The organism is Fodinicola feengrottensis (assembly GCF_039530045.1).
Taxonomy (GTDB): Bacteria; Actinomycetota; Actinomycetes; order Mycobacteriales; family HKI-0501; genus Fodinicola; species Fodinicola feengrottensis.
This window is the reverse complement of sequence record NZ_BAAANY010000032.1, coordinates 161,251-175,094: the sequence shown is the minus strand read 5'-3', so window position 1 is coordinate 175,094 and position 13,844 is coordinate 161,251. Positions and strand designations below refer to the sequence as shown.

Below are 13,844 nucleotides of genomic sequence, written 5' to 3'. Positions count from 1 at the left end.
CACGTACGACAATTTCGCGCCGTCAAGCGCCCCTGACACCACCCAGCCCACGCTATCCCAGCCACACGAATCCCCACCCGCCCGCGCGGCGGCCGGAGGCCGCCCAGGTTCGTGGCGGTGGGGTGCCCGGTTTTTGGGCGCCCCGGCGACGCGAGCCGGATGCGCCGCCGCAGGAACTGCGGCCATCAACTCAGCCGCCCAGGTTCGTGGTGGTGGGGTGCCCGGTTTTTGGGCGCCCCGGCGACGCGAGCCGGATGCGCCGCCGCAGGAACTGCGGCCAACAACTCAGCGGCCGGCTGGCTCGACTAGGGTGGTGGGGTCGCGTCGGGTGGGCGCGATGAAGGGAGCGGTCGTGATTTTCAAGGCGGTGAGCGAGGGACGCCCCTACGCTGAGCACGGTCTGACCGCGCGGCAGTGGGCAGACATCCCTCCCCGGCCGGTCCGGTTGGACCAACTGGTCACCACCAAGCGGGAGCTCGCGTTGGATCGGCTGCTGGCCGAGGACTCCACCTTCTACGGCGACCTTTTCCCGCACGTGGTCGACTTCCAGGGCGTGCTCTACCTGGAGGACGGCCTGCATCGCGCGTTGCGGGCAGCACTGCAGCAGCGTACGTCGATCCACGCCCGCGTCCTCGCGGTCTGAGGTCTCGCGTCGTTGACACCGCGAACTCGACGTTCTGGTAGCGGCCACCGGCGTGTCGGCAGCGAAAACGTCGAGTTCGCGAAGGGGTCGACAAACCTCAGCCGGACAGCGGCAGCGAATCCCAGTCCGAAGCGGTGTCAACGCTCACGTAGAGGCTGCCGTCCGGGGTCGCCGGCAGCGCCACCAGGCTGGACGCGCTGGTCGCACCGACGTACCGCCAGCCGCCGGTCTTCTTGGGTAGCGACGACACTGTCGCAAAGGTGTTGCCGGCATCCCGGCTGACCTGCAGGTTGGGAGTGCCGATCGAGGAGTCGGAGTCCCCGATGAGGACCGTCCGCGAACTCGCCGCGGTGAAGGTGGTCTGCGCCGCGTTGGACAGTCTTACGGGGGTGCCGCTGCCGTGCCAACTCTGCCCCTGGTCGTCGGAGTAGACGGTGGTGAAGGACGAGGAGCCGGCGCCGGAGTCCCCAGCGGGGCAGAGCGCGAAGATCCGGCCGCTGCCGGCGCTGGCGGTCACTGACCGCGGCCGCACCGAGCAGGGCGCCGCGGCGGCGGCCCGCCACCGCGCGTCTTGGAACACGTAGACCTGGCTGCCGATGATCGCGACCCCGCCCTGCCCGAAGGACAGTTGGCCGCTGCCGGCGCCGGGCTTGACCCCGCTGACCGCCTTCCAGCCGTCCGAGTGGATGTCGGTGGACATCAGCGTGACCGTGTCGCAGGACGTGCCGCCGCACTGGCCGACGAGCGCGTACGCGGTGCTGTTCTTGATCGCCAGGTCCAGGACGGTGCCGCCCACCGACTGCTGGTGCCAGCTGGCGCCGCCGTCGTGCGTGGAGTAAAGCCCGCCGCCGTACGCCCAGCCGTGCATCTGGGTGGCGAACCGCACTTCCCTTACGTCGTCGACCGGGCTGGTCTCGGCAGTGTCGAACTGGCCGGGAGTGGCTGCTTTGGGTCCCGGCAGCGTCCGCCAGCTCTGCCGGTTGTCGGTGCTGCGTACCACGGATGTGCATTTCGACCGACCGCAGCCGGTGCTGTTGCCCATCACATACGTGGTCGCCACGATCGTACTCACTGAGAACGGTTGGAAGTGTGTAGGTAGTGGGAGGGCGCCTTTGGGGATCCCGCTCGCCGGGTTCGCCGGCGTCGGGTTGGACGAGGCGGCATCCGGGGCATCCTTGTAGACCTGCGGCGGAGGTGACTGCGACCCGTCCGCGGCGATTGTCGGCGGCTGTTCGCCGCGCTGGTGCAGCACCGCGCCGCCGGCCGTACCGACGCCGACCACCAGCACCAACACCGCGGACACCACGCCGGCCCGGCGCATCTTGCGGCGCTTGGCCCGGGCGGCGATCGCGCCGAAATGGCCCTGCGGCGGGGCTAGCGGCTCCGGCTGGGCGAAGATGCGATCCAACGGGTCTGTCATCGGCTGTGCTCCTGGCTGTGCGGCGTCTCGTCGGCCTTCAGCGCTTCGGAAAGCTTCTGCCTGGCGTCGAAGAGCGCCCTCTTCACCGTGCCGTCGGCCTTGCCCAGGACGGTGGCGATCTCATGTACGGGTAGGTCCGCGTAGTAGTGCAACAGCACCACCGTCTTCATCCGGTCCGGCAGTTTCTCGACCAGGTCACGCAGGGTCGGGTCCGGCGCTGGCACGTTCTGCGGCGCCTCGGCCAGCCGTACCAGCGCCTTGCGCTCACGCTGCTGCCGGCGCCAGTGGTCGCGGATCAGGTTGGTCGCGGTCATGTAGAGCCACGGCCGCGGCTGGGTCACCTTCGTCCAACGAGCCATCAGGCGTACGAAACACTCGGTGGTGATGTCGTGCGCCAGCTCCGTGTCGTTCACCAGCTTGTTGGACCACCCTGCCAACCGGCCGTATTCCGCCTCGTAGAGCTCGCGCACGGCAGTCTCGTCCGCGCGCACCAAGTGCCCTCCTAGCGGTAGGTCCATGGTGGCGGTCACGGTTGTCACAGCTACTCAGACGCCGCACCAGGGCCGATGGTTGGGTGAGGGTTCACCGGAATCACTTGTAGCAGTTGACCGGTTGATCGCCGGCTGCGGGGTACGTCCCGGATTGGTCGTCCTCATAGCGACGCCCGAGCACGCGGTCTAGCGTTGACGTGCTTGTCAGAGTTTAGCGTCGGGGCGCGGGTCGAGGATCCGTGTTCGTCTCGTGGGAGGGTGCCGGTGCTGATCGGTGAGCTGGCCGCGCTGGCCGGGGTGAGTACGCGCATGCTGCGCTATTACGACCAACAGGGACTGCTGGCCAGCCAGCGGTCGTCGAACGGCTACCGCCGCTACGACGAGACGGACCTGCGGGCCGTACGGCAGATCCGGACGCTGGTGGAGAACGGGTTCGCGCTGGAGGAGACCCGTCCTTTCGTGGACTGCCTGCGGGCCGGGTACGCGTCCGCTGACGTGTGCGCCGCATCACAGGAGGCGTATGTGCGCAAGCTCGCAGACCTGGACGACGGCATCGACCGGCTGCAGCGCACCCGTGCCGATCTCGCCGCCCGGTTGGCCGCGGCCGCCCAGGTCCAGTGCGGCGCGCCCGCGTGCGAGGCATCCCTGACAAGCTGAGGAGCAGTTGCGGTGAGCGTTGTGAACGTAACCGACGACACTTTCGACGCGGAGGTCCGGCGTAGCTCGATCCCCGTCCTGGTGGAGTTCTGGGCCACCTGGTGCCCGCCCTGCCGGCGAATGGTGCCGGTGCTGGATTCGGTCGCGCAGGCGTACGAGGGCCGACTGAAGGTCGCGAAGGTCGACACCGACACCAATCCGGGCATCACCCGCGAGGCCGGCGTGTTGGCCAACCCGACGCTGTCCGTCTACCGCGACGGCGAGGTCGTGTTTTCGGTGGTCGGAGCCCGGTCGCTGTCTCGACTGACAACCGAGCTCGAGACCGCTCTCAGTTGATGGCAGAGCCGATGGCCGCAGTTCCTGCGGCGGCGCGTCCGGTTCGTGTCGCCGGGGCGCCCAAAGGGCGGGCACCCCACCGCCACAAACCTGGGCGGCCTTCGGCCGCCGCGCGGGCGAGGTTGGGTTAGCGGCAGCGAGCAGCGTCAGCGGTTACGTGCAGTGGCAGTGGCGCGGAAGTGTGTGGCTGGGTTGGCATCGAGTGCCGGTGCGGCGCGAAACTGTCGTACCCACCCCCAAAAATCACCCCCACCCAGTGACGGGTGGGGGGCGGGTTCGAGGACCAATGTTCAACTAAAAATTAAGGTCCACCTCTCAACCCACCCCCCGCCCGTTCAAAGGGAGGGGGAAAGAAAAACAGACACCTACGACAATTTCGCGCCGCACTGGGTGTTTCGAAGCAGTGGTTGACGCCGGTTATGGGGTGTCCTCGAGCCGGAAGCCGACCTTCAGCCCGACCTGGAAATGTTCGACCTGGCCGTCGGTGATGTGCCCGCGGATCTCGGTGACCTCGAACCAGTCGAGGCCGCGCAGCGTCTGCCCGGCGCGGCTGATGGCGCCGCGTACGGCCGCGTCAATGCTCTCGGTGGACGATCCGACGATTTCGGTGACTCGGTACGTGTGATCTGTCATGCCGCTGATAGTCCCGCCAGCGGCCGGCGTCCGCAGGTCGAACGCCGGCCTTGGCGACGGTTAGTGGGTGGGGAACAGGGCCTGCTGGGCGGTCGGGCTCAGCGGGGCGCCGTTGTGGAGGCCGAGAAGCTTGGCCAGCTTCGCAGTGTTGGGGTCGACGGCCTTGGGCTGCAGCCGCTGCGTCGCCTGCGCGGCGGCGAAGGCCTGCTGGGCGGTGCCGGCACTGGCCGGTTGGCCGGCGAGGACGTTGTACGCGAGCGAGGCTTCTGCCGCCATCCCGGCGTAGAACGGGTGGTAGGGCGCGGCGGCCAGCAGGTTCAGGTCCTTGCCGTTCACCCACGCCACGTCGCCGGCGCAGACGTCGTGGCCGAGGGACGGGCCGTACGTGTCGACGAAGGTCGAACCGGTCGCGGCGGCGGCGCTGGAAGCCGCCGCGTTCAGCGCGCGCTCCAGTGAGTCCGCCCACGCGTAGTCGCCGTCGGCGAGCGGGAGATCGGCGCAGTAACCGCTGGTCGGTGTCAACCGCGGGTAGCCGACGACCAGCACCTTCGCGTGCGGTGATCGCTGGTGAATGCCGTTAAGGACGGTGGTGATGTTGGTCTTGGTGTTGGCCAGCGCGGCGAGCAGGGTGTCGGTGCCGTTGACGGTGAAATGCGCCTTGCAGGGCGCGCCGGTCGGGTCGCTGTCTTTAAGACCGGGGCAGGTGCCCACGATCGAGCCGAAGACGCTGTAGTCGTTGCCGCCGATAGAGATGCTGACCAGGTCGGTGGCCGCGGTCAGGCCGTCGAACTGCGGCGCGTGGCTGCCAAGCACCAGCGACTGCGAGCCCGTCATGTTGCTCGTGTCGGCACCGGAGCAGGTGTTGTCGGTGTACGACCACAGCCCGAGGTGGGACGCGAGCAGGGCCGCGTAGTCGTTCGTGGACCGTACGCACAACAGGGGATCGAGCCGCGGCAGCGGGATCAGCGGGCCGGCGGCGTACGAGTCGCCCAGAGCCACGTAGTGCTGGTAGGTGGGGGCGCTGGCAGCCGCGTTGCTGGCGGCTGGGACGAGAGTCGCGCACAGGACGAACGCGGCGAGAGCAGCACAGATCCGGGCGATACGACGTACGGTCATCGGCACCTCGACAGATCGTGACAATGGGTCTGGCTGAATATGTCCCACCTTGCTCGTTCTGGGCAAGAGCCACGATGAATCGGTGCCAGATTGCGCTCAGGGATTCTGATAGCCGACCGGCGAGCTCGGCTCCGGGTCGACCCGTTCGTGGACGGCCGCCAGCAGTGCCTTCAGCAGCTCGGCGAGCTGGTCGCGGTCGCCTTCCGCAAGGCCGGAGATGAGCCGTAGCTCGTCGGTCAGCAGGTCGTCCACCACCTGCTCGATGAGTTCGTGCCCCGCCTCGGTGAGGACGACCTCGACGGCCCGGTGGTGGGCGTGGGGCGAGTGGTCGATGGAGCTGTGACTCTCGTGGTGACGCGCCGAGCGGGCACAGTGTACGGCCCGAAACAGTACGGCCCGAAACTGTCGGCACCCCGGAGAAGTCTCGATTCGGGGGCGGCACTTTTCGGTGGGGGTACGGCTTTACCGGAGGCGGGCGGCGCGGCCGGCGGAGCCGGAGGCCCAGCAGCCGCCGTCCGGCGCGCATTCGACCGAGTCGAAGCTGCCGGTGTCGAAGCGTTGCCAGGTGCGCCCGCCGTCCCGGGTGACATCGCTGCCGGTTGGGCCGACGGCCAGCACTGTCGCCCGTGTGAAGGGCACCCACGCCGCGCCGGACCGGTATTCCCCTGGTCCCGTGAATCCGTGCCACGTACGCCCACCGTCGATCGTCGCCGCGGCCGCGTTCGGCGCGCTGGCTGGCGTGTTGTAGTCGCCGCCGACGGCGATGCCTTGCCATGGCGTACGGAACGCCAGCGAGTAGATGCCGGCGGTGGCGCCGACCGGGATGGGTGTGTCCACCGCGTGCCAGCGCCGGCCGCCGTCGGTGGAGTGGAAGACGCGTGACGCCGTCCCGCCGCCGGTCGCGAACCACGCGTCGAAGGGGCCGGAGCTGACCAGGCACGTGCCGCTCGCGGCGAAGGCGAACTCGCCGGTCTGTGCGGCCGGCATCCCGTCCGTTGACTGCACCTTCCAGGTCCGTCCGCCGTCCACAGTGGAGAGAATGCGGAACTTCCCGTCCACCGGGTCCGACAACGCGAGGCCGCGTCGAGTGTCGAAAAACGTCAGGCAGTCGTAGAAGGCTTTGGGGTCGTCGTTGGTGAAAGTACGGGTCCAATGGGCGCCGCCGTCGGACGTGGAGTAGATCCGGGAAGCATCGCCGTCGCCGATCGCCAGCGCGGTCGCGTGCCGGCTGTCCGAGGCCTCCACGTCCCGGAACTCCAGCGCGGCCGCGTCCGGAGGCGAGACGTTCAGCCAGTGTTGGCCACCGTCGGTCGTGCGGAGCACCGTTCCCTTGACGCCGGCGACCCACGCCGTCGTACGGCTGAGCGCGGCGAGGCCACGGAACTGGTTGGTGGTCCCGGTCGGCGTCAGCTGCCACGACGGCAGCCGGTCGGTCTGGGCGGCGGCCGGCAGGGCCGGCGCGAGCACGGACGCGGCGGCCACGGCGGCCACCAGCAGGCGGAAAGGTCTCATGCCGGCGGACGTTACCGGCCCTCGCGCGGCGATGAACGGCCAATACCGGCGATGCGTACGCGCGCAAGCCTGTGCATGCTTGAGGCATGGCGGACGATCTGGTGGTCACTCAGCGGCTGGTGATCCCGGCGGTGGAGCTGACCGAGCGGTTCTCCCGGTCGTCCGGCCCGGGTGGGCAGGGAGTCAACACCACGGACAGCCGGGTCGAGCTGGTTTTCGACCTTGCCCGGTCGCCCTCGGTGCCCGAACACCTGCGTGAGCGGATGCTGGCCCGGTTGAACCACCGGCTGGTCGATGGCGTGATCACTATCGCGGCGTCGGAGTTCCGTTCGCAGTTTCGGAACCGGGAAGCGGCGCGGGAGCGGTTGGCGGCGCTGTTGCGGTCGGGGGCAGCGCCGCCGCCAGCGCCACGCCGGGCCACCAAGCCCAGCCGCGGCGCGAAGGAGCGGCGGCTGGCTGAGAAGACCCACCGGGCCAGCATCAAACGTGACCGGAGACGGCCGATCGACGAATAGAAAGGCCCATCGACGAAGGGGAATGCCTTGCAGGTCATCGATGCCCGTGAGTGCGCCAGCCGGCTGCCCTTCGGTGCCCTCGTACCAGCGCTGGCGGAGGCGTTCACCCGGCCGGCGACGGTGCCCGAGCGGCATCAGCACCGGCTCGACGAATCCGCCGACGCCACCCTGCTGCTGATGCCGGCCTGGAGCGACGCCGGCTTCGTCGGGGTCAAATGGGTCAATATTTTCCCACAAAACACCGGTCCGTCGGTGTCCGCCGCGTATTTGCTGGCGAGCGCCGCGACCGGCGAGCATCTCGCGGTCATCGACGGCAACGAGCTGACCCGCCGGCGTACGGCCGCGGTCGCCGCACTCGCCGCGGACAAGCTGGCCCGCGCGGACGCGCGCACCCTGGTGATCGTTGGCGCTGGCCACATCGGCGCGATCGTCGCCGAGGCTTACGCGGCTGTCAGAGATATCGAGACTGTGCTGGTTTTCAGTCGTACGACCGAAAACGCCCAGCGGCTGGTGGGTCGGCTGGCCGGATTCGACGCTGAGGTGGTGACCGACCTGCCGGCCGCGCTCGAACGGGCCGACATTGTCAGCTGCGCCACCCTCGCTGAGCGGCCGGTCGTACGTGGCGCCTGGCTGCGACCCGGCACGCACGTTGACCTGATCGGCAGTTTTCGTCCCAGCATGCGCGAAACCGACGATGAGGCACTCGCTCGCGCGCAGGTCTTCGTCGACACCGAGATCGCGCTCGAAGAGGCCGGTGAGTTGGTCACCGCGCTCGCGAACGGTGCTATCAGCCGCGGTGATATCCGCGGAACGTTGGCGCAGCTGTGTACGGGCGAGGTCGACGGCCGGCGCGGCGAGCAGGACATCACGCTGTTCAAGACAGTCGGCACCGGCCTCGCGGATCTGGCCGCGGCCGCGCTCGTCTACGCCCGGGAATAGGAAAAACATGCCCCGGCTGGTCCGCAACAATCTCGCGGTTTACGACGATCTCGCCGACCGATGGTGGGACCCGCGCGGCCCATTCGCCGGCCTGGGCTGGCTGGCGGCCAGTCGGGCCGAGCAAATCCGGCCGGCCGCCAACGGCTCGTCGGTGTTGGTGGACATCGCGTGCGGTGGCGGTCTCCTGCAGCCGTACGCGGCCGGCAAGGGCTATGTCCACATTGGAGTCGACCTGTCCCCGCGATCGCTGCAGGTGGCGCGTTCGCATGGCGTCCGGGCGATCCGCGCCGACATGAACCAGCTGCCGCTGGCCGACGAATGCGCCGAGGTGGTGGTCGCCGGCGAATGCCTCGAACACGTCCCCGATCCGTACCAGGTAGTCGCCGAATGTTGCCGGATCCTCAAACCCGGCGGTGTGCTGATCGTGGACACTGCCGCGAACACCGTTCTCGCTCGCGTTCTTGGCATCACCCTGCTGGAAAACGCACCCTGTCCCGGCACGCCACCGCGCGGCACCCACGACCACCGGCTCTTCGTCGACCGCCGCCGCCTCATCCGTACCTGCGCCCGCCATGGCGTCACCATGCGCCTCACCGGTCTGCGCCCCCGTCTCCTGGACCTTCTGCTTTTCCTGCTGCGCCGCCGGCTCGCGGTCAAACTCGTCCCGATGGCCTGGACCGGCCTGCTGTTCCAAGGCGTCGGAACCAAGGCCGACACCCGACTTTTGCCGGGGCCCTGACTCCGGGTGTGGCACTCAAACGGCCAATCTCACGCTAAGCAACGAAAGTGGTCCGACCTGTCACCATCGGTCACGCTAGCTGGTTGACCTTGTTCAGTTGGCCCACCCCGACAAATGCCTCGCCGGGTATGTCAACTTTCTCAAGATCACCACCACCACATCAGGCATCTCACCGGGTGCGGCGCGAAACTGTCGTACCCCTCCGGCAGATTTGCCCCCACCCAGTGACGGGTGGGGGGCGGGTTTGAGGACCAATGTTCAACTAAAAATTAAGGTCTACCTCTCGACCCACCCCCCGCCCGTTCAAAGGGAGGGGGAAAGAAAAACAGACACGTACGACAATTTCGCGCCGCACCCGGGGTAGAGATTGGTCACAAGAGCAAGCAGCTAGAGCGCGAGTTTGAAGCCAGCGTGACTCTTGGTGAAGCCGAGGCGTTCGTAGAAGCGGTGCGCGTCGGTGCGGCGGGTGTCGCTGGTCAGTTGGACGAGCGCGCAGCCGCGTTTGCGGGCCTCCTCGACGGCGGCTTCGATGAAGAAGGCGCCGAGGCCGGCACCGCGGCGCATGGAGCTGATCCGGACCGCCTCGATCTGGGCGCGCCAAGCCCCGTGGCGGGAAATCCCGGGGATGAAGGTGAGTTGCTGGGTGCCGATGATCTCGTCGTTCTCGGTGAGCACCCAGAGCAACTGGTTCGGGTCGGCGTCGAGCGCGTCGAAGGCCTCGAAATGTCCGTCGACGACTTCGGCGGTGATGCCGCGGGCAACCGAAACGGCGTCGTCGGCCAGCAGCGTGACGATGGCGGGCACGTCCTCGCGGCGGGCCCGCCGAATGTCCAGCGTCATCAGGAACTGGTCGGGAAGCCGAGGTTGATCCCGCCGTGTGACGGATCGAGCCAGCGCTGCGTGACGACTTTCCCGCGGGTGTAGAAATGTACGCCCTCAGCCCCATGTACGTGCGTGTCGCCGAACAGCGAGTTTTTCCAGCCACCGAAGGAGAAATATGCCATCGGTACGGGGATCGGCACGTTGATGCCGACCATGCCGACCTCCACCTCGTGCTGGAAGCGGCGGGCCGCGCCGCCGTCGTTGGTGAAGATCGCGGTTCCGTTGCCGTATTGGTTGCTGTTAACCAAATCCAGCGCCTCAGCATAAGACTGCGCGCGTACGATCGACAGCACCGGGCCGAAAATCTCGTCGGTGTAGATGCTCATCTGCGGCGTCACCTGGTCGAAAAGTGTGGGACCGAGCCAGAAACCGCCCTCGTCGCCGGAGATCGGGTGGCCGCGGCCGTCCACCACCAGTTTGGCGCCGGCGGCCGTGCCAGCGTCCAAATAGGACGACACCTTTTCCAGGTGGGGTTTGGTGACCAGCGGTCCCATTTGCGAGTCCGGCCGCATTCCGTCGCCCACCGTGAGGTCGGCGATCCGGGTACGGATGCGGTCCACCAGTTCGTCGGCGACCGGTTCCACCGCCACCACGACGGAAATCGCCATGCAGCGCTCGCCGGCCGAGCCGAAACCGGCGTTGATCGCGGCGTCCGCGGCCAGGTCCAGGTCGGCGTCCGGCAGCACCACCATGTGGTTTTTCGCGCCACCCAACGCTTGTACGCGCTTGCCAGCGCCAGTCCCGGTTTCGTAGACATAGCGGGCGATCGGCGTCGAACCGACAAAAGACACCGCTCGTACGTCCGGATGGGTCAGCAGCCGGTCGACCGCGACTTTGTCACCGTGGACGACGTTGAAAACGCCGTCGGGCAGCCCGGCCGCAGTCAGCAACTGGCCAATCCGAACCGCGGCGGACGGGTCTTTTTCGCTGGGCTTCAACACAAACGTGTTACCGCAGGCGATCGCGATCGGGAACATCCACATCGGGACCATGGCGGGAAAATTGAAGGGAGTGATGCCGGCGACCACGCCGAGCGGCTGCCGGATCGAGTACGAGTCGACCGTACGCGAGACGTTCTCCGAAAACGCGCCCTTGAGCAGGTGCGGGATCCCGCAGGCAAATTCCACGACCTCGAGGCCGCGCTGCACCTCGCCGGCCGCATCGGACGCCACTTTGCCATGCTCGGAAGTGATCAGTGCGGCGATCTCGTCGCGGTTGCGGTGCAGCAGCTCGCGGAAGGCGAAAAGCACCTCCGTCCGCTTGGCCAGCGAGGTCGAGCCCCATTCGACGAAGGCTGCTTTCGCGGCGGCGACCGCGGTGTCCACATCGGACACCGACGCGAAGTCGACCTGCCGGCTGACCTCGCCGGTGGCCGGGTTGTAGACATCGCCGGTCCGCTCGGCCGTGCCGTCCCAGAGTTTTCCGTTGATCCAATGGGTGATATTGCTGCTCACTCGGTTCCCTCCACGGCGGCGATCGACTCGGTGAGGATGGCCAGGCCTTCGTCGGCATCCTCCTCGGACAGCGTAAGGGGCGGCGCGATCCGCAGAACGTTTCCGTGCAGGCCACCCTTGCCGATCAGCAGGCCGCGGCGGCGGGTTTCCTCCAGTATCGCGCCAGCGGCGGCCGCATTTGGGGTTTTCCCACCGGGGCGCACCAGTTCCACGCCGATCATGAGGCCCTTGCCGCGTACGTCCCCAACAATCGAGTCTTCGCTGGCCAGCGGCCGCAGCCCGGTCATCAGCTGGTTGCCGATTTTCAGTGCGTTCGCCTGAAGATCGTGGTCGCGTACGTAGTCCAAGGTGGCCAGCGCGGCGGCCGTCGACACCGGGTTGCCGCCGAAGGTGGAGATCGAGTTGGCGGACAGCGAGTCCATCAGGTCGCCGCGAGCCACCACGCCACCGATCGCGAGGCCGTTTCCGAGCCCCTTGGCGAAAGTCAGGATGTCCGGGGTGATGCCGTGCGACTGGTAACCCCAGAAATGCTCGCCGGTACGGCCCCAGCCAGTCTGCACCTCGTCAGAAATAAATGGGATCTCGTACTCGTCGAGAACCTCTTCGAGCGCACCGAAAAAGCCGTCCGGCGGAGTGGCGAAACCACCGACACCCTGGATCGGCTCGGCGATCATGCAGGCCACGTCGCCGGACGTGGTGGTCGCGATGATGTCCCGCAGGTCGTCGGCGATGGCCGCGTTGAACTGCTCGTCAGGCAGCTGACCGAAGGGGCTGCGATAGCGGTATCCGTTGTGTACGTACGAAACGTTCACCGGCGTCAGCGAGGACGCGGACCACCCGCGGTTGCCGGTAATGCCCATCGCCGCGTACGAGCGGCCATGATAACTGTTGCGCAGAGCCAAAACCTGGTTGCTGCGGCGGAACTGGGTGGCCAGCAGCAGAGCGGCCTCGTTGGCCTCGGTGCCGGAGCAGGTGAAGAACACCTTCGCGTCCGGGATGCCGGACAGCTCGGCGATCCGCTCGGCCAGCTCGACCTGGTGCCGGATCAGGTAGAGCGTCGAGGAGTGTACGACCCCGCTGGCCAGCTGTTTCGCGACCGCGTCGTTGATCTCCGGGACGCCGTAGCCGAGCATGTTGGTCAGGATGCCGGCGAAGAAGTCCAGGTAGGAGTTGCCGTCGCCGTCCTTGACCCGTACGCCGGCACCGCTGGCGATCTCGATCGGCTGCTCGTAGTAGAGCGCCATCCAGCTCGGCAACACCGCGCGATGGCGAGCCAGCAGATCGTCGGCCATGGTCCGTCCTCTCGTCACACCGGGAAGGGCACACACGCCCACCCACCACCCTTGCCGGCAGGGCGCCCGCTGGCAAGAGACAGAGTGTCGGTTCCGGCTGCCGAGACAAGACAGACTGTCAGGTGATCACCGACAACCCGCGCCGATCGCCTTTACCGCGCGAAAGCGAGACGAGCCCTTCGATCAGCCGCTCGGTCTGCTCCTGCCGGGCCGGCTCGACGGCCCACTCCCGGCAGCCTTCGCGGCCGGCGAGGACGACCGCGACCTGACCAGCGGGGCAGGTGCGTACGCATCCGGACACAGTGACCGTGACCGCCTGCGGCCCGAGGCGCGCGTAGAGGCGCTGGCGGATCTGCCGGGCCTAGGCCTCGCCATCCCCCGGGCGGCAACGGCCGCAGATCAGCACCACGTCGCCGACTCGCTGGCTGCCAACCTCGACATCATTGTCGATGAGCACACCGACAATGTCGTACGCGATGCCGCGTTAGTTCCCGGAGCCGGTGGCGTCGTGCGACGAGCCGGTCGTGTCCAGGCCGATGGCGCGGACCAGGTCTTCGCGGGCGCGGGCCACCCGGGACCGGATGGTGCCGACCGGGCAGCCGCAGATCTCGGCGGCTTCCGCGTACGGCATGCCCAGGACCTGAGTCAGCACGAAGGCGTCTCGGCGGTCGTCCTGGAGGGCGTCGATGACCTGCCGAAGCAGGACTTCGTGCTGGTGGTCGGCGGTGTGCGCGCCGGCCCGGTCGGCCGCGTCGACCCAGTCGTCGAGCTGGCTCTGCTGCGGTCGTCGCTTGCGCAGCCGGAGGTGATCCGCGGCGACCCGGCGGGCGATCGTCAGGAGCCAGATCCGGGCCGGCGCGCGGGCCGCGAACTTGGGCAGCGACGAGAAAGCACGCAAATACGTCTCTTGTACGAGGTCCTCGGCGTCGGCCGGCGACGACAAGTAGCTCAGCAGCCGATGCAGCTGGCGCTGGGTGGCCGCGACGAACCGCTCGGCAGCCAACCGGTCACCCTGGCCGGCGGCCAGCGCGTACTGGGTGATCTCCAGGTCGTCCACTAGGACACTGGCCCTCCATCCGGCAGTCGAATCGGCGTCAGAGCGTGACCAGCGCTCACCCTACGGCGCGACCGTTTCCGGACGGTTGCCACGGGCCTGCCAACTCTCGCCGCCAGTCGGGAACTTTGCCGCCGGCCGTACCGACTTCAAGGGTGTGG

The 13,844-nt window shown here is 67.9% G+C and carries 17 protein-coding genes; 6 read left to right on the top strand and 11 right to left on the bottom strand.

The window, feature by feature from the left end; all coding sequences use genetic code 11:
• Nucleotides 1-352 precede the first annotated feature (352 nt).
• Nucleotides 353-643 carry a type II toxin-antitoxin system VapB family antitoxin gene (locus ABD301_RS33880; protein ID WP_163571870.1) on the top strand — a complete coding sequence of 97 codons (291 nt, stop codon included), beginning with the start codon at nucleotides 353-355 and terminating at the stop codon, nucleotides 641-643.
• 97 nt (nucleotides 644-740) lie between these two features.
• On the opposite strand, the gene ABD301_RS33875 is transcribed toward ABD301_RS33880, so the two are convergent.
• Complete coding sequence (locus tag ABD301_RS33875; protein WP_163571850.1) at nucleotides 741-2,063, bottom strand: sialidase family protein; 1,323 nt, start codon at nucleotides 2,061-2,063, stop codon at nucleotides 741-743.
• Nucleotides 2,060-2,554, bottom strand: a complete 495-nt coding sequence (locus tag ABD301_RS33870; protein WP_279582114.1) for an RNA polymerase sigma factor — start codon at nucleotides 2,552-2,554, stop codon at nucleotides 2,060-2,062. The genes ABD301_RS33875 and ABD301_RS33870 overlap by 4 nt, the downstream gene beginning before the upstream one ends.
• A gap of 258 nt (nucleotides 2,555-2,812) precedes the next feature.
• Here ABD301_RS33870 and ABD301_RS33865 point away from each other — a divergent pair, with 258 nt between their 5' ends.
• Together ABD301_RS33865 and ABD301_RS33860 are read left to right on the top strand one after the other, a co-directional pair.
• On the top strand, nucleotides 2,813-3,211 hold the full coding sequence (locus ABD301_RS33865; RefSeq protein WP_344314277.1) for a MerR family transcriptional regulator: 399 nt from the start codon (nucleotides 2,813-2,815) through the stop codon (nucleotides 3,209-3,211).
• A 12-nt stretch (nucleotides 3,212-3,223) separates the two neighbouring features.
• A complete protein-coding gene (locus ABD301_RS33860; protein ID WP_163571853.1) occupies nucleotides 3,224-3,547 on the top strand; it encodes a thioredoxin domain-containing protein in 324 nt (107 codons plus the stop codon).
• A 417-nt stretch (nucleotides 3,548-3,964) separates the two neighbouring features.
• On the opposite strand, the gene ABD301_RS33855 is transcribed toward ABD301_RS33860, so the two are convergent.
• The 4 genes from ABD301_RS33855 to ABD301_RS33840 all read right to left on the bottom strand — a co-directional run bounded on the left by ABD301_RS33855 (nucleotide 3,965) and on the right by ABD301_RS33840 (nucleotide 6,808).
• Nucleotides 3,965-4,180, bottom strand: a complete 216-nt coding sequence (locus tag ABD301_RS33855) for a dodecin (protein WP_163571854.1) — start codon at nucleotides 4,178-4,180, stop codon at nucleotides 3,965-3,967.
• 60 nt (nucleotides 4,181-4,240) lie between these two features.
• The gene (locus ABD301_RS33850; protein ID WP_344314276.1) at nucleotides 4,241-5,296 is read right to left on the bottom strand and encodes an SGNH/GDSL hydrolase family protein; all 1,056 of its coding nucleotides are present in this window, start codon (nucleotides 5,294-5,296) and stop codon (nucleotides 4,241-4,243) included.
• Between the two features lie 96 nt (nucleotides 5,297-5,392).
• Entirely contained in the window at nucleotides 5,393-5,548 is a 156-nt protein-coding gene (locus tag ABD301_RS33845) for a hypothetical protein (protein ID WP_163571856.1), read from the bottom strand.
• Between the two features lie 210 nt (nucleotides 5,549-5,758).
• Entirely contained in the window at nucleotides 5,759-6,808 is a 1,050-nt protein-coding gene (locus ABD301_RS33840) for a WD40/YVTN/BNR-like repeat-containing protein (RefSeq protein ID WP_279582117.1), read from the bottom strand.
• Between the two features lie 86 nt (nucleotides 6,809-6,894).
• On the opposite strand from ABD301_RS33840, the gene arfB reads away from it, so the two are divergent.
• The 3 genes from arfB to ABD301_RS33825 are packed head-to-tail and all read left to right on the top strand — an operon-like array spanning nucleotide 6,895 to nucleotide 9,001.
• Nucleotides 6,895-7,323 (top strand): alternative ribosome rescue aminoacyl-tRNA hydrolase ArfB, encoded by a 429-nt coding sequence (gene arfB, locus ABD301_RS33835; RefSeq protein ID WP_344314275.1) that lies wholly within the window; start codon nucleotides 6,895-6,897, stop codon nucleotides 7,321-7,323.
• Nucleotides 7,324-7,350: 27 nt separating this feature from the next.
• On the top strand, nucleotides 7,351-8,262 hold the full coding sequence (gene lhpI / locus ABD301_RS33830; RefSeq protein ID WP_344314274.1) for a bifunctional Delta(1)-pyrroline-2-carboxylate/Delta(1)-piperideine-2-carboxylate reductase: 912 nt from the start codon (nucleotides 7,351-7,353) through the stop codon (nucleotides 8,260-8,262).
• Between the two features lie 7 nt (nucleotides 8,263-8,269).
• Nucleotides 8,270-9,001 (top strand): methyltransferase domain-containing protein, encoded by a 732-nt coding sequence (locus ABD301_RS33825; protein WP_344314273.1) that lies wholly within the window; start codon nucleotides 8,270-8,272, stop codon nucleotides 8,999-9,001.
• Between the two features lie 387 nt (nucleotides 9,002-9,388).
• Here ABD301_RS33825 and ABD301_RS33820 read toward each other — a convergent pair whose 3' ends face one another.
• From ABD301_RS33820 to ABD301_RS33800, 5 genes are all read right to left on the bottom strand, one after another.
• A complete protein-coding gene (locus ABD301_RS33820) occupies nucleotides 9,389-9,841 on the bottom strand; it encodes a GNAT family N-acetyltransferase (RefSeq protein ID WP_163571858.1) in 453 nt (150 codons plus the stop codon).
• On the bottom strand, nucleotides 9,841-11,337 hold the full coding sequence (locus ABD301_RS33815) for a CoA-acylating methylmalonate-semialdehyde dehydrogenase (RefSeq protein ID WP_344314272.1): 1,497 nt from the start codon (nucleotides 11,335-11,337) through the stop codon (nucleotides 9,841-9,843). Before ABD301_RS33815 ends, ABD301_RS33820 begins: the two co-directional genes overlap by 1 nt.
• Nucleotides 11,334-12,629: an aspartate aminotransferase family protein gene (locus ABD301_RS33810; RefSeq protein WP_344314271.1), complete on the bottom strand. Its 1,296-nt coding sequence runs from the start codon at nucleotides 12,627-12,629 to the stop codon at nucleotides 11,334-11,336. Before ABD301_RS33810 ends, ABD301_RS33815 begins: the two co-directional genes overlap by 4 nt.
• 118 nt (nucleotides 12,630-12,747) lie before the next feature.
• Entirely contained in the window at nucleotides 12,748-12,930 is a 183-nt protein-coding gene (locus tag ABD301_RS33805; protein WP_163571860.1) for a hypothetical protein, read from the bottom strand.
• Between the two features lie 183 nt (nucleotides 12,931-13,113).
• A complete protein-coding gene (locus tag ABD301_RS33800; RefSeq protein ID WP_344314270.1) occupies nucleotides 13,114-13,686 on the bottom strand; it encodes a sigma-70 family RNA polymerase sigma factor in 573 nt (190 codons plus the stop codon).
• Nucleotides 13,687-13,844: the final 158 nt, after the last annotated feature.

What these genes read in the sequence shown, in the direction of transcription:
- ABD301_RS33855 (WP_163571854.1), bottom strand. Translation starts at nt 4,180, where the DNA reads ATGACAGATCACACGTACCGAGTCACCGAAATCGTCGGATCGTCCACC.
- ABD301_RS33810 (WP_344314271.1), bottom strand. Translation starts at nt 12,629, where the DNA reads ATGGCCGACGATCTGCTGGCTCGCCATCGCGCGGTGTTGCCGAGCTGG.
- ABD301_RS33840 (WP_279582117.1), bottom strand. Translation starts at nt 6,808, where the DNA reads ATGAGACCTTTCCGCCTGCTGGTGGCCGCCGTGGCCGCCGCGTCCGTG.
- ABD301_RS33875 (WP_163571850.1), bottom strand. Translation starts at nt 2,063, where the DNA reads ATGACAGACCCGTTGGATCGCATCTTCGCCCAGCCGGAGCCGCTAGCC.
- ABD301_RS33825 (WP_344314273.1), top strand. Translation starts at nt 8,270, where the DNA reads ATGCCCCGGCTGGTCCGCAACAATCTCGCGGTTTACGACGATCTCGCC.
- arfB (WP_344314275.1), top strand. Translation starts at nt 6,895, where the DNA reads ATGGCGGACGATCTGGTGGTCACTCAGCGGCTGGTGATCCCGGCGGTG.
- ABD301_RS33850 (WP_344314276.1), bottom strand. Translation starts at nt 5,296, where the DNA reads ATGACCGTACGTCGTATCGCCCGGATCTGTGCTGCTCTCGCCGCGTTC.
- ABD301_RS33820 (WP_163571858.1), bottom strand. Translation starts at nt 9,841, where the DNA reads ATGACGCTGGACATTCGGCGGGCCCGCCGCGAGGACGTGCCCGCCATC.